Origin of the sequence: Marivirga lumbricoides (genome assembly GCF_014636295.1) — a bacterium.
Classification (GTDB): Bacteria; Bacteroidota; Bacteroidia; order Cytophagales; family Cyclobacteriaceae; genus Marivirga; species Marivirga lumbricoides.
On sequence record NZ_BMEC01000016.1, the window covers coordinates 87581 to 103348 of the forward strand.

General features: G+C 35.8%; 10 protein-coding genes and 1 pseudogene. 1 reads left to right on the forward strand and 10 read right to left on the reverse strand.

Annotated features, from left to right (window positions below):
• Positions 1–264 precede the first annotated feature (264 nt).
• Complete coding sequence (locus IEV85_RS21450; protein ID WP_188467326.1) at positions 265–1545, forward strand: acetyl-CoA hydrolase/transferase family protein; 1281 nt, start codon at positions 265–267, stop codon at positions 1543–1545.
• 477 nt (positions 1546–2022) lie between these two features.
• On the opposite strand, the gene IEV85_RS21455 is transcribed toward IEV85_RS21450, so the two are convergent.
• From IEV85_RS21455 to IEV85_RS21500, 10 genes and pseudogenes are all read right to left on the reverse strand, one after another.
• Positions 2023–3576, reverse strand: a complete 1554-nt coding sequence (locus IEV85_RS21455; protein ID WP_188467327.1) for a M20/M25/M40 family metallo-hydrolase — start codon at positions 3574–3576, stop codon at positions 2023–2025.
• A gap of 268 nt (positions 3577–3844) precedes the next feature.
• Positions 3845–4972 carry an alkaline phosphatase gene (locus IEV85_RS21460; RefSeq protein WP_188467328.1) on the reverse strand — a complete coding sequence of 376 codons (1128 nt, stop codon included), beginning with the start codon at positions 4970–4972 and terminating at the stop codon, positions 3845–3847.
• Between the two features lie 70 nt (positions 4973–5042).
• Positions 5043–6797, reverse strand: coding sequence for a RagB/SusD family nutrient uptake outer membrane protein (locus tag IEV85_RS21465; RefSeq protein ID WP_188467329.1), 1755 nt, complete (start codon positions 6795–6797; stop codon positions 5043–5045).
• 12 nt (positions 6798–6809) lie between these two features.
• On the reverse strand, positions 6810–9875 hold the full coding sequence (locus IEV85_RS21470; RefSeq protein WP_229712685.1) for a SusC/RagA family TonB-linked outer membrane protein: 3066 nt from the start codon (positions 9873–9875) through the stop codon (positions 6810–6812).
• A 507-nt stretch (positions 9876–10382) separates the two neighbouring features.
• Positions 10383–12152, reverse strand: coding sequence for an alkaline phosphatase (locus IEV85_RS21475; protein ID WP_188467330.1), 1770 nt, complete (start codon positions 12150–12152; stop codon positions 10383–10385).
• Positions 12153–12494: 342 nt separating this feature from the next.
• Positions 12495–12926, reverse strand: a complete 432-nt coding sequence (locus IEV85_RS21480) for an SgcJ/EcaC family oxidoreductase (RefSeq protein WP_188467356.1) — start codon at positions 12924–12926, stop codon at positions 12495–12497.
• Positions 12927–12959: 33 nt separating this feature from the next.
• The gene (locus IEV85_RS21485) at positions 12960–14183 is read right to left on the reverse strand and encodes a hypothetical protein (protein ID WP_188467331.1); all 1224 of its coding nucleotides are present in this window, start codon (positions 14181–14183) and stop codon (positions 12960–12962) included.
• A 121-nt stretch (positions 14184–14304) separates the two neighbouring features.
• Positions 14305–14490, reverse strand: a pseudogene (locus tag IEV85_RS25250) (IS982 family transposase); the annotation flags it as partial.
• A 296-nt stretch (positions 14491–14786) separates the two neighbouring features.
• Positions 14787–15254 carry a YybH family protein gene (locus tag IEV85_RS21495; RefSeq protein WP_188467333.1) on the reverse strand — a complete coding sequence of 156 codons (468 nt, stop codon included), beginning with the start codon at positions 15252–15254 and terminating at the stop codon, positions 14787–14789.
• A gap of 44 nt (positions 15255–15298) precedes the next feature.
• The gene (locus IEV85_RS21500; protein ID WP_188467334.1) at positions 15299–15745 is read right to left on the reverse strand and encodes a hypothetical protein; all 447 of its coding nucleotides are present in this window, start codon (positions 15743–15745) and stop codon (positions 15299–15301) included.
• Positions 15746–15768: the final 23 nt, after the last annotated feature.

The window sequence follows — 15768 nt, forward strand, 5'->3', positions numbered from 1 at the left end:
CAAAGACCTGTAGAATTCCATAAACAGCTTACTTTTTATTTTAAATAAATTAAATATATCAAATTTTGATAGCCTACATCTGTAAACCACTAATATTAGGTTAGTAAGAATGATTAATTGAATTTTTGTAGAAAAAAATTCTTACATCTTTAAAGAATCATTCCTGTAAAAAAAATGACTAATATCATCTTTTCATCTATTAATCAACAATAAAAACCATTGCTCAGTTAGTAATTTTGTGCTAACAATAAAATCTACAGCAAAATGTCACAAAATATAAAGATAGTCTCTCCGGAAGAAGCCGTTTCACATGTAAATTCTAATCAGCGTGTATTTATTCAAGGTGCTGCCATGACGCCCGTTGCTTTAATTGATGCTTTGGTAAAACGCCATGAGGAACTGAAAAATGTTGAGGTAATGCACATGCATACTGAAGGCAGGGCTGGCTATACAGAAGAACAATACAAAGATGCGTTCAAAATAAATAGTTGTTTTGTAGGGGGCAATGTCCGTAAATCTATTCAGGAAGGAAGAGGTGATTACATCCCTATATTTTTAAGCGAAATTCATTGGCTCTTCAGAAGAAACATTTTACCACTGGATGTGGCTTTTATTCAGGTTTCTCCACCAGACATACATGGATATTGTTCATTGGGTGTATCTGTGGATATTACCTTACCTGCCATAGAAACAGCTAAGGTAGTAATTGCGCAAATTAACCCCAATGTACCCAGAACCCACGGTGATGGCATTATTCATATCAGCAGAATTCATTATGCCATTGAAACAGATGAGCCTATTCATGCGCATGATTTAACGGAAGCAAGTGCTGTTGAGCAAAAAATAGGAGAAAATGTAGCAAGCCTGGTGGAAGATGGCGCAACCCTGCAAATGGGTATTGGAGCTATCCCTAATGCAGCATTAAACAATTTGTATAACCACAAAGATTTGGGAATTCATACAGAAATGTTTTCAGATGGTGTGCTGCCACTGATTGAAAAGGGCGTAATTACGGGTAGCAATAAAGTAGTTAAGAATGGTAAGTTGGTAACTTGCTTTGCCGTAGGTTCCCAAAAACTATATGACTTCATGGACGATAACCCTATAGTTCATATGAAAGAAGCTGCCTACACTAATGATACAGCTATCATCCGAAGAAATCCTAAAGTAACGGCTATTAATTCCGCCATTGAAATTGACATTACCGGCCAGGTGTGTGCTGATACTATTGGAAAATACCAATTCTCAGGGGTAGGCGGACAAATGGATTTCATCCGCGGTGCTTCACTTTCACCTGGTGGTAAAGCTATTTTGGCGATGCCATCCATTACAAATAAAGGAATTAGTAAAATTGTTCCTTATTTGAAAGAAGGTGCCGGGGTAACCACTACACGAGCACATGTACATTACATAGTAACTGAATATGGAGTAGTAGATTTGTTCGGGAAAAACCTGAAACAAAGAGCCAAAGCACTTATTTCAATCGCTCACCCAGATGCCAGGGAAGCATTGGAGAAAGAAGCATTTGAAAGGTTTAGAGGATAATCAAATATAGGGTATTAACTATGAATACCTGTAATGCAAAAAAACAAATATTTGCTGAATGAGAAAGAGCTGGTAAGCCCTGGCAGGCTCAATTTTTTGACACATCCAGATTCCGCTCCGCGGTATCACCCTTTTGCCATGGTTCGTGTCTTACGAACCATTCGCATAAAGTCTATTAATCTGGAAAGAGTTATCATCTGCATTCTGTCTTTATTTTCGTATAATCTAAAGTATAACTTAAGTCTTTATATTGTTAACACGGATAAACAGTCATTTTTCAATTTTACATTCTAATTATAACCTGCCTTTTCAGTTAAGTTTCGTGAGACAAGAACCTTGGTGTGGCTAGAATCTAATTGGAACCATTTTAAATATTTAGAAGTGTTTATTATTAAGAGCTCTCAAACAAAAAAAGCTCTTAAAGCAGGGGGAACCCTATTTTAAGAGCTTTTACTTTGTTTATAGCAAAATTATTACTTAATCTTTACCACCATCTCTGTTAGGAGATCGGGGCTCAGGCCACTCATACTGCTCGTTAGTTCGTGAATTGATAGGCAAAACTGCCTTCTCTCTACTAGTAGTTGTATCATCCTCACTGGCCATATATGCTAAAATGGCTGTTAAAATGGCGTTACTTCGAACATCATCAAATACAATTTTATCGTAGGTATCTAAATTGGTATGCCATGTATAATTCCAGTAGCTCCAGCTTAATGAGCTTAAAGAAAATGCCGGAGCACCTGCCGCTACAAAAGAAGCATAATCAGAACCTCCTCTTGAAGGTGTTCCGGGGAAAGTTGTTTCAATTTCATTTTTATATTCTTTCGGCACAGCATGTAACCATCTGCCCAGAAAATCATAGGCATGCAGAAAACCCTGGCCCGAGATATTAACTACTCTTCCGGTACCATTATCCTGATTAAAAACAGCTTGGATATTTTCCACAATTTCCGGATGATCTTCCACAAAGGCTCTGGAACCATTTAAACCTTGCTCCTCACTTCCCCATAAACCTATTAATATAGTTCTCTTTGGGTTTGGATAGATTTTTTTCAGTATCCGGGCAGCTTCCATCATGGTAATAGTTCCGGTTCCATTGTCAGTGGCTCCGGTTGCTCCATCCCAGGAATCAAAATGTGCTGATAAGATCACATATTCTTCAGGTTTTTCAGAGCCTTTAATTTCTGCTATTGTATTAAAAGTAGGCACTGTTCCTAACTCCTTAGATTCTGCTACAACCTTTATCTTCGGTTGATCACCGTTTTCTGTCAAGCGGTATAACATCCCATAATCCTCCAGGGAAAGATCTATCACTGGCGCTTTTTTAGTATTAGCACTAAAAATCTTGTTAGCACCAAATCCACTTGACCAGCGCGACTGCACAATGGCAACAGCACCAGCATTTTCTAATGCTTCATTAATAGTTCTGGTGTTGTATCCGGTAGCATTTATCCTCTCTCTCCAGGCTTCCGTTTGTGCATCTCTTTCAGCTTTCATTTTCTCAAATGATTCCTTTGTAGCAAACTCCTCCCAATTATCGTCAGGCCTGCCGGTAGGTTGAGGCATAGAAACTAAAACTATTTTACCTTTTACAGCTGGAAGCCATTTCTGAAAGGCAAGAGAATCACTTATTGCCGGAATGATGATGGTTTCTGCCGTCACTCCTTTTTTGCCGGTACTCGGGCTCCATGCTAACTGCATGCCACTTAAGCTTACCACTCTGGGCTCTACCAAATCAACATGCGTAATTCCTCGCTGCCAGCCTCTCCACTTGCCCCATTCCTGATTTTCCGCTTCAATACCCCATTTATTAAAAGTAGTTACTGCCCAATCATTAGCTTTTTTCATTTGAGGAGTCCCCACTAATCGGGGCCCGATTACATCCATCAACTCATGAGCAAGCGGCTCCAGCTGAGAATTCTGATTGGCTTCTTTTACAATAGCATCAATAATTTCTGTAGAAGTTTGCGCTAAACTGACTGCATTTGCCATTAAGCAGCAGACTGTAATAAGTAATAGTATTTTTTTCATAGATTAAGTTAATTAAGTCTGTGCCTAATATACTAAACCTTAACTCAGCTATTCTTCCGTTTTATATATATGGACTATAGCGTATTTAAATAAGGTAAATAAAGATACTTACCCATCAGATTACTCTCTGAAATTAACATCACTTTCGCGAATGTTTTCAAAAATAAAAACGGCAACAAGTGTTCTTTGTGAATAATGTGTTACCGTTTTTTCCAGTTGGGTAGACGAGCTATTCTTTGCGAAGACAGTTTATTTTAAAGCAGAGAATTTATTTAGCTTCTTCAAGTGCTTTCAAAATCTTATGATAGATCTCATTATTTTCATAAATACCTTGAAAATTTTGAGCACCCTTACCTTTAGCCATTACAGGAATTAACTCTCCGCTATGCTGATCAGTATTAAAGTAGAGAGCAACTTTTTCCGGTATCTCTTTCTTTTTACCGGTAATACTATCCTCTTCATAAAATTTACCCACACTCATTCCACCAGTTTCATGATCTGCTGTTACTATTAGCAGCGTATTAGGATGTGTTTCCACATAATCCATTACGGCTCCAATAGTCTCATCAAAGTCTCGAACTTCTTCAATTACCATGTCTGCATCTTCTGCATGACCTCCCCAATCAATGTAGGATCCTTCAATCATCAGAAAGAATGGCTTTTTATTTTCGTCAAAATAATCCAGCGCTTTAAGACTGGCCTTCTTTAGAAAATCATCTCTTCCTTCAATTTTAGAAGGTAAACCTTCCTCTGCTATTATAAAAGCATTCCTCTTATCTCCAATAGCAGTTGAAAGGGCAAGAGTATCCAGATTGTAGTTATTCCTGATCAACTCATCGAAAAGATTGTTACCATCTGTTCTTTGGTTAAAATATTTTTTACCTCCCCCCGCAAGGAAATCGATATTTGCACTAGAAAGTTGTTCTGCTATTTGTTCATGCATATCTCTATCTTTCACATGGGCATAGAAGCTAGCAGGTGTTGCATGAGTTATGGTAGTAAGGCTAATTAAACCTGTTTGGTAACCTTGTTTTTGCAAGCGCTCTAAAATAGTTCCCTTTGCTACAGTATCCTGAGCAACACCAATGGCTCGCTTATAAGTTTTTTCACCTATTGAAAAAGCAGTAGCTCCCGAAGCTGAATCTGTTATCTTATGGCTTGTAGAGGTAGAGTTATGAAGACCTATAACTTCAAACCGTTTAAAATTCGGAGCTTTATCACCAAAGTAAAAAGCAGTGGAAACTTGTGCTATCCCCATGCCATCACCAATCATCAGTATTACACTTAAAGGCTCCTGTTCATCTGTCGGTTTAGTTGCTTCTTTTTTTGCATCTGAAGAGCAACTCATTTGAAATAAAGCAATGGCAATTATTATTAAAATACTATTATTTTTCATGTTAAAAATTCTTAAAAAAAACGGCAAGATATTTAACCTTGCCGTTTGGTACTTTTGATTTTATTTAAATTTAATAACCTCTGTTCTGCTCAAGGAAACCATCAATCCCTGAAGCTGCATCCACTGCACTTTGAGGAATAGGAAATAACCTCTGAGTTACATCTTTATTGGTTTTCTCAGTCCAGGTATCTTCATATTTACCAAATCGGATCTGATCTCCTCTTCTGAATCCTTCCCAGTATAGTTCGAAACCACGCTCTCTGAACATGATGTCAAGATCCATTGAAGTTAAAGCCGGAGGTGTTTGTTCCGGACGAGCTGTTCTGGATGCTCTTACAAAATTAACATCTGCTAAAGCGCCACCTACATCACCATTTCTTAACTTGGCCTCAGCTCTCATTAAGTAAATTTCAGCCAATCGCATCAATACTAAATCTACACTGCTGAAATTATTAGCATTATTAGAAGTGTGGCTAAACTGATATTTAGAAACTCTGAAACCTGTATTGTGTAAGGAACCCTCATTAGTAAAATCTATTTTTTCAGTGTGGTTCACATATCCCTTGTCTCTGTCAGGTCCGTTTCCTTTAATCTGCTTCACCGGATAAATCCTTACTCCATCATCACAAGTAATAAATGAGCCAGTCTCATCTTTTCTAGGCCCCCATTGTACCCCTCGCATAATACCTCTATCCATTTCAAAATCTGTAGGCTTAACACAGAAATAACTATTCTCTGTTTCGGTAGCTAATAAATGCTCCCTGCTATTGAAATCTTCTAAAGTCTCTTCAGGGATAAATATGTTCTTTTTATAAAACCTCGCATCAGCATCCGCTGGATCTACATTGCCATAGGCATTTACCCATGTTTGATAAAAGTCAGAAGTAATTGCAGGTCCATCAGTTCCATCAGCACTTGGAAACTCTGGTCTGCCAAACATCGATCCAGCTATAGACCAGTATGCCCACCTGCTATGTTCTTCTTTTAAAACTCCACGTTGGTCCAAAGCGAAAATTAGTTCCGGGTTACTATTATTGTCATCATTAAAAAGATCAAAATACTCTGCTGAAAGGCTGAATTTACCAGAATTAATGATGTTGTCAGTATACTCAATCACTTTGTTCATATCCTCATTAGTAAAGCCAGGTGTACCATAAGGATCTCGGTACACTGCTGCGTTTAAATGTAGTCTGGATAGCAAGCCCCATACCGCAGCCTGAGTCATTCTTCCCGGGCCTTTATCTTTATTAATCACATCTACAACTGAAAGCAGCTCACTTTTAATGTATTCAATAGCAACTTCTGTCCTTAGTACCTGAGATAGTTGATCTGAGGATTCCTTTTTGAAAACAATACCCCAGCTATCCAGCATTAACATATTTAAATAAGCCCTTAATGCTATCATTTCATATAGAGCACTTTCAGCTTGAGAGTTACCTTCTTCTGCTAAAGGCCTCAATACTTCAATAGCCGCCAGTGTTCTTGAAATATTAGTAGTTAGCTCATTCCAGCCACTAGCTACCAAATCATTACTTGGAGTAATTGTGTGAGCGTGCGCGGCAAGAAATTTACCTCCATCGAACCAATCAGTACCACCTCTGTAAGGAAGAATAGCCTCATCTGAAGGGATTAATTGCAAACCATAATAATTGGTATGTCTCCAGGTCCAGGAAACATAGCCGTAGGCAGGAGCAATCGCTCCGCTGATTACTTCAGCCTGATTTCCAGTAAGTGTTTCATCAAGTAATTCTTCCTCCAGATTAGTACAGCTCCAGAAAAATAATCCACTCAATAACAAGCATGTTGAATATAATATCTTTTTCATTTTTTAATTTAATTAGAATGTCACATTTAGTCCGACCAAGAAAGTTCTGGGAGATGGATAAGTAAATCTATCGATTCCAAAAGTTTGAATTCCATCTATAGTGTTTCCAGTATTTATTTCCGGATCAAAGCCAGAGTAATCTGTAAGAACAAAAAGGTTTTGGCCTGTTACAGATAGTCGGATATTTGAAATCAGTTCTCCCAAGCCAATATTTTTCGGATTCAAATTATAACCAAGTGTAGCGTTGTTTAATCTTAAAAAGCTTCCATCCTCCAAATATCTGGTAGAAACTTCATTAGAGTTACTGTTATCTTCATTTGGGAATTCTGTAGCATAATTTGTAGTGTTCAAATTTCTACTCAATTGTCCCTTAGTAAATAAAGACATTGCAGTATGATTGTAAATTTTATTTCCTGATACACCATTGAAATTTACACCTAAATCAAATTGTTTATAATTAACTTTAAAGTAGAAAGCATAGATAATATCTGGAAGTGCACTTCCCACAACCACCCTGTCATTATCTAAAATTTCACCATCTCCCGTAACATCTCTATATCGATTTAAACCGTCTTCACCTATGCCTAGAAATTCTTTCATATAGAATGCACCCACAGGCTCACCATTTAAATATCCATTAATTGTTGCTCCTGTTTGCCCCGCGCCTTGTGCCGCTCCGGTGGTTAATACTTCATATTGAGAATTAACCACTTCATTTTTGGTATAACTTATATTACCACCAATATTGACTGTAAAGTCTTCGCTAATCATATTACGATAATCTAGAGCCAACTCAACTCCTGAATTTCTAATCTCCATATCAGCAATATTCGTCCAGATTTTTTGGGTTGGTTGAACAGGATCTATCCTGTTAGAGAATAAAACCACATCGGATGTTACTTTATTAAAATAGTCCAATGTACCACTCAGCCTATTGTTTAAAAATCCAAAGTCGACACCCACATTTGTTTGAGTGGAAACTTCCCATTTCAAATTAGGATTAGCTGTTCTAACAGGTACAGTACCGAAAGGATAAGCATCAATAGTTGCCCCATCCGGATTTAAAGGATAAGTATCATTGTCTCCTTTGCTATCAACATAGCTTGCAAGACTTACCTTATTATCTATTCCTTCCTGATTACCTGTTTGTCCCCAACTTGCACGTACTTTTAAATTACTTACAAAGCTACTATTACTTAAAAAGCTCTCGTTAATCATATTCCAGCCTAATGCTACAGAAGGGAAATAACCGTATTTATTGTTGGCTCCAAATTTAGAAGAACCATCGGCCCTCATAGTAGCAGTTAACAGGTACTTGTCATCATAACTGTAGTTAACTCTTCCAAAGTAAGACTGTAATTCATTTTTGAATGCAAAAGAATTAAAAGTAGTTGGATTTTCCTGGCTACTTATCTGATCCTGAAATCTTGGATCGATGCCATTGTCAGCAAAACCTTTTAAGTCAAATGATTTTTGCTGAACATATATTTCCTGATAAGAGTGACCAGCAAGAAAGGTAATGTTATGTACATCCCGATCATAAGCATAGGTTAAAGTATTTTCTACCAGCGTATTTCTATTAGTTGTAAAAGAAGTGCTTAAAGTTCCTTCAACTAAGCTTTCTAATAAAGGGTAAGGATTTACCTGAACGTCACGCTCTGTCGAGTTATAATCAACGCCCAAATTTAATTTATAAGTCAATCCCTTAACAAACTCTATTGACGGGGCAATATTAGCCAAAATACGATTGCTGTTAGCGAGATCAGTATAAATCTGATTACGCACCAAAGGATTCAATCTATCGTCAAATAAAGTAGGTTTTCCGTCTGTATAAACTGGTATAGTAGGGTTCAACTGAAGCATATCAACAGTCATTGCTCCTATATCAGGCCTGTTATTAACAATCCTTGAACCAGTCATATTAAAGTCTACTTTAAATCGGTCATTAAGCGCTCTTTGATTTAAATTAACACGACCTGAATACCTTGTTAATGAGCTATTTTCAAAAATACCTTCCTGATCATCTACCCCTGTGGAAACAAAATAGGTGAATTTATTATTTGAACCACCACTCATGGAAAGGTTCACATTTTTAGATATTGCAGTTCTTGTTAGTTCATCCTGCCAGTCTGTATTAGCACCTCCATTTAATAATGTGCCTCCAACCGCAGGAACATTACTTCTGAACTCACTTGCACTAAAAACATCCATTTTATTCGCTAATTGTGACACAGCTGTGGATAAGGAGAGATTAACCTCGCTCTTTCCATCTTTTCCCTTTTTAGTAGTGATTACAATTACACCATTAGCGGCACGTGCACCATAGATTGCAGCAGCTGATGCATCTTTTAATACATCAATAGAAGCTATATCCTGTGGATTGATAAAATTAAGAGGGTTTGAACTTACGCCTGTTGAAGTATTATCAATTACGAAACCATCCACTACATAAAGAGGTGTTGTACCAGACCTTAAGCTTCCCATACCTCTGATAATAATATTTTGAGAAGCTCCCGGTTCACCACTTACAGAAGTAACATTCACTCCGGTCACTTTACCTTGTAAAAGCTGGCCAGGGTTTGCTACCACTCCTTTATTGAAGTTTTCATCACTTACTGAAGCGATAGAGCCAGTTATGTCTGATTTTTTCTGTACCCCATAACCCACTACCACTACGCCATCAAGCAACGCAATGTCAGGATTTAATTGTACATCAACCTGTGTTCTGCCATTAACAGAAATTTCCTGAGTGGCAAAGCCTATAAAGGAGATCACAAGAGTGGCTCCATCAGTAACTTCAATAGTATAATTGCCATCAATATCTGTTATGGCACCATTGTTTGTCCCTTTTTCCATTACTGATGCACCCGGAAGGGGCTCGCCCGTTTCGTCAGTAACAGTACCAGAAACAACTTGTTGTTCTGATAATATAGAATTTTTAAAACCGTTATTTGTAAAAGATTCGTTTTTAAAAGTATCTTTAGCAAACAACTGATTTGAGCCACTAAATACTTCTGACCAAGAAATCAGCATTGCCAAAACAAATGCGATTTTCGCTAGTTTAGTTTTTAAATACATAAAGATAAAGTGTTTGATTATTGGAAAATTTTCAATGCTTTTTTTGAGAGCCTGTTGCCGCAGGCTCTTTTATTTTGCGGTACAAATCTATTGCTTTGCCAGATTGAAGTTTGTTAATACACTTTATGCTTTTATTAAAAAAATAGTGAGCCTTTATAGTTTTTGTTAAGAATTTATTACCGTAATATTTACGATTATTACAAATAAATGCTTTTTTAAAATTAAACTATAAAATAAAAAGAAAGAGTTGAGCTTAAAACGCCTCAATATTAGCCATATAAGATTCTTAGGTGCTACTACGGCAGACTATATGCAATCCTGCTGAATTAACTTTCTTAGATTATCAATTAACATCTGCTTAACAATTAGAGATTTATTCTTTAATAAAAATCTACTTTTATACATGCTAAATCGTTAATTCACTAAGAAAAGATATCACTGCTTTAAATAATTTCAACATCCCTCCCAACTCTTTCACTTTAGTTATTGCTGAATAAAATCTACTAATTAGGGATGTAGATTAATTACCGTCAATATTTTATTAAATAATTCATTGTTTTCATAGACTCCCCGGAAGTATTGAGAACCAGGACCATAAGCAAAAACCGGAATCATTGTAGCAGTGTGGTCGTCAGTTGTAAATTCTGCTTCTATTAAATTCTGTTCTCTGTTACCGTGAGGAATGGAAAGTCCTCCTGTTTCGTGATCTGCAGTAATCAGCACCAGAGTATTTCCGTCCGTATCGGCAAACTTCAATGCCTCACTAATAGCCCTGTCAAAAGCAATTCCTTCGCTTACTAATCCGGAAATAATATTAGCATGCCCGTAAGAATCTATTTTGGCACCTTCTGCCATTAAAAAAAACGGAGCTTTTTTACTTGCCAGGTTACTTACTACATTTTTTAAAGCATCTGATAAAGGAGCAGGAGAAGCTTCTAAAGGAAAATAGTAGCCAGCCTTAGGCAGGTTTTGAGTTTTTAGCGTCTCTATTTCTTTTACTATCTGAAAAATTCCCAGCTCCTGTTGGCTCGAATCAGCACCTGAGCTGGCAGCTGCAAATATTTTAATAGGGCTATTTTTCAAATCATTTAAAATTTCCTTACTCATAGACCTGTCTTTTTGATGTGCATAGAAAGATGCAGGAGTAGCACCAGTAATTTCATCCGAAGTAATAAGGCCACATGAATATCCTCTTTTGGTTAAAATTTCCGGTAAATTAGGAATAGCATTTCCAGAACTGTCCACTCCTATTGCTCTGTTAGGTACTTTTTTTCCTGTAGCCATTGCAGTTGCTCCTGCTGCAGAATCAGTTGTTAAATCATCGCTTGAATGTGTCTTAATTAAACCAATATTTTTTATCTGAGTCAGTGAAAGCTGTCCTCCATTTGCAATTGCTGTAGCTGAAATTTGTGAGAGACCATTACCATCACCTATTAGCAGAATTATATTTTTAGGAGCCTCGTCTTTGCCATCAACTTTAAAAGCTGGCTTGTAAACTTCAGAAAATACTGCGTTCTCATAAACACGTGCAGGCAGTGAATTAAGATACTGATGACATTCAAAAGGCTTATCAGTATTAATATAATCTACACCTAATTCAGCCATCGCATACCAAAAAGTTTTAGAATCAGCTGTACCCCAAAAACGAAAAGGTTTCTTCAAGGCATGAGCCTGATCCACTACATTTTTAACGGTTTGTAAATCTTCTTTAGTTAACCTTCCTTTACCGTTCCATCCGGTAAAATTTTTAAAACTTAAACTAATGAGTGCTATTTTATCAAGTACTTTCTGGTCTTTAATCGAATTTAAACTTTGATAATCAAAATATATAAACTCAGGATAATTCACATATTCAGCTTCTTTAGGCCTGTTTCCAGATATTACAATCTTAACAGCCTTATTTTTGCAAATAGATGGATATCTTTTCAATAATTCCACAATTGCATCTAAAGTGGTATAAGCTTCCGATTTAATATCAATTAAAAACTGTAAACTATCCGGCTTTAGGCCTAATTCAATGGAAGTTGCCAAAGGTTTCAAATACAATGCCTCTAAAGATCTTGAACTGGATAGTTCTTTCCTATCATGAGCCACTAGCAATTTCCCCTTCTCCAGAAAAACGTCTGCCTCAATTGAAGAGACTCCTACCGAATAGGACTTCCAAAAAGGTACTGTCTGCAGATAATCATTATGTGAATGAATTTTATAAGTTTGAGCAGTGGTATTTCCAATGCTAATGATATAGATGAGTATTAAACACGCTATTTTGTTAATCATGATGCCATTTTATATTTTAACTATTATTCCTCATTTTAAATAGAGCCTATCAAGCAATCACAAGAGAATCCATGACATGTATCTGAAAGTCAATAACAAACAATTACCCCTTGCGTAATCTGATGTTAGATTCCATATAATAATTCTTGTTCAAATGATCCGCCTCCAAAACCCTTCTTTAAACTATTAAGGCAAAGATGGCGTAGATTTAGTCAACAAACTTTAAATAAAAGTTAAGGAATCTTTAAGTTGAGGGTAACAGTTAAAATGGAGATAAAAGTTATCTTAGGTTTTACTAAGCAGAAAGGAATAGAATAACTATTAAAGCTAAGGAAAAGAGCCCTATCTTTTTCTATAGTCTACGGCTTCAATACTGTTATCTTGTTTTACAATATTGGTTTCTTTTCCAGGCACTATATCCGTATTGTGGGCTGATACGCAGATCCAACCTTGCTTCTTTTTTTGCACTACAAAAGTGAAAATTGTATTTCTGGCCTGGGGAGTTTGACTTTTAATTTCTGTTTGACCTTCCAGGTGAAGCCTTGCATGAACCACTGCTATATCGTCACTCAAAAATTTCGTCTTTACTTTTCGTATTGAGAGTTCTGAATTACTAAAAAGGTTTTTGAGTCCATAATCGTGGGCTTTAAAGATATCAGCTTTATTATGCCACCACAAACCAACCACATTTACAAACTCTGCATTTTCATCAAACAAATTAGCTAAATCTGTCGCATTTCTATTATTCCAGGCAACAACAAATTGCTTAGGCAGATCTTCAGGAGTATTGTAACTTTATGAAGATTCTCAATAAGATAACACATTATAACCTTCAGCTGAATAAAAGAAATTTGATTGACTGGACAAGCTATTAAAAGCGGCAAATTTCTTTAACCATAACGGAATTTTCTGTAGTTCATTTTCGAAAGTACCATCGCTATTGATCCACTTACCCCCTTGTCCCTCTAATACATAAATATATAGTAAATTTCCATTCAAGTCGTAAAATGTCTTCTCATTAAGCTCTGTAGACTTCACATCAGTGCCCTCTTTCCAAACCAATCTACTACTTCCTTTTACTATAGATCTATCCTCTTTTATCTCCACATATACCTCTTCCTCTACTAATTCACTTTGAGCACTTGGTACGCTCTCTATTACAAAATCTAAAGTTTGGTCTTCATAAATGTAAGAAAGTAAGCTTTTAAAACTCATGGAAGATGTATAGTATTTAACTTCTGTAAGCAATGAATCTCTGTAAGTTGTGACCTTGAGATCTTGGGGAGAGTATTCAAATTTTAAAAAATATATTTGGTCTGCCCTTATAAAATTTATACTAGATACATATCCTAAATCATTATAATTGAACCTAGCCTCTTCTCCATAAAAATCAACAAATTTTGTTACTTGATCATCTTGATTAAACATAAAGAAAGCTTCTTTATGTTTATTATCAATTTCACTTTCAATTTTCCATGTTACTATTTGACTACTTTCATTGAACAAAAATATCTCTTTATTTTTTTTTGATGATACATACTTGTGTTCGTCTATCTTAGATATAACTTTTCTATCATCGTCATAGATGTAAGTCCATACCCTTAGGGTCTGCCCATTAGGTGAATTCTTTACAAATAACTTTTTAATGTAACTCTCCTCATCCAATTCATATAAATAATATTTCCCCCCATTGTATACAGGCCCTTCTTCAATTGTGGAATACTGTATATTACCCTGAGAATCATAAGAATGTGAAAATTTCAACGCTGATTTTTTCCCAAACTCTGCAAATATTGCATGACCTACTTCTGTTCCAACCATCAGGCTTCCAGCAAATTGATGATCAAAGTTCCAATACCATTCAAAAGGGCCACTTATTACTTGTTCAAATGAAGAAGTGAAATTTTCGACTAGAAACTGTTTTTGCTCACTACTAGGGTGCAAATCTTTCCCATCCATTTTTTCTTCACAGGAATAAACAAGATGTAATAACAAAATTAAATATAAGGAATTGATTATTTTAATTTTCATAGTATGAATGATTAAGGATTCAAGATAATAAATTCTATTAAGAAATAAAGAAAGTTAGGTAATGATGCTCCTTATAATTTTATTAATATAGCCCCTTGTGCTAATTAAGTAATTGCAACTTTCAAGTTATTAATTGCCTGTCAAAATCAATTTTATTGATAAACTGTAATAAAGTTAGCACTGTAATTTTAGCCAATATTCTTGTTTTAAACCCTCTAAAAGTTTTAGTATAATTTCTGCGGATCATAAACTGATGACAAAGTTGTGAGAATAGACTCTCCACACTTTTCCTTGTTTTTCTAAACAGCCAATTTTCACTGTCCAAAGACATGTGCTCAGAGGTAATCCCCAGGATAATCGCCTCTAAATCAGAAAATTGAGACCTAATATCTGGTTTTTTGTAAGTTATCAGTTGCATTAAAAACAGGTAAATCAAGGGATTTGATAGTCTGAAAAACTTTGTCGAAATTAGTCTTAATATCGTGCATCAGCTTATTTAGTATGTTTTGAAACTCTAATTTACTAAATATCAGCCTGATGGACATATTTTTTTATACTATTTTAAACTAGCACAAGGGGTTAATATAATACCTTAAAAGAGCCCTATCTTTTTCTATAGTCCACGGCTTCAATACTATTATCTTGTTTTACAATATTAGTTTCTTTTCCAGGCACTATATCCGTATTGTGGGCTGATACGCAGATCCAACCTTGCTTCTTTTTTTGCACTACAAAAGTGAAAATTGTATTTCTGGCCTGGGGAGTTTGACTTTTAATTTCTGTTTGACCTTCCAGGTGAAGCCTTGCATGAACCACTGCTATATCGTCACTCAAAAATTTCGTCTTTACTTTTCGTATTGAGAGTTCTGAATTACTAAAAAGGTTTTTGAGTCCATAATCGTGGGCTTTAAAGATATCAGCTTTATTATGCCACCACAAACCAACCACATTTACAAACTCTGCATTTTCATCAAACAAATTAGCTAAATCTGTCGCATTTCTATTATTCCAGGCAACAACAAATTGTTTAGGCAGATCTTCGGGAGATTTTACAATTTCAAAAGGAGGCATATTGTATAATACTTTGGACTAATAACCTTTCTATTCAAATTAAGTTATTTACTTTCTTCCACTGTAAGCGCAATACAAAGCCAATCATCTTCCGAATGCTGTAAAACAAAGCTCAATACTATCTTATGAGCTACTATGTTACTTTTTGCTGAAGGTGAAACTTGCATGTTAACCTTCAGTTCTGCTATACTTTTTGTTACAAATTTTATTTTAGTGGATAAAACAGACAATCTAACTTCCTTAAAATTAAACTTAAGGCCATTCTCGTAGGCACTGAAAAATTCTTTATTCTTATGTTGCCAAAGCCCTTTTACATTTTCTAATTCAGCACTCTCATCAAATAACTCAATAAGTTCATAAGTATCTCTGTTATTCCAAGCATTTACAAACATTGCAGGGAAATCTTCCGGAGTGGTTAACTTCTGCTTTTTATATGGTTCCATGTCTACTACTCTTTCTGTTAAATTAAAAAACCCCTGATCGCTTTGCAACAAACAGGGGTTTTAAAAGTATA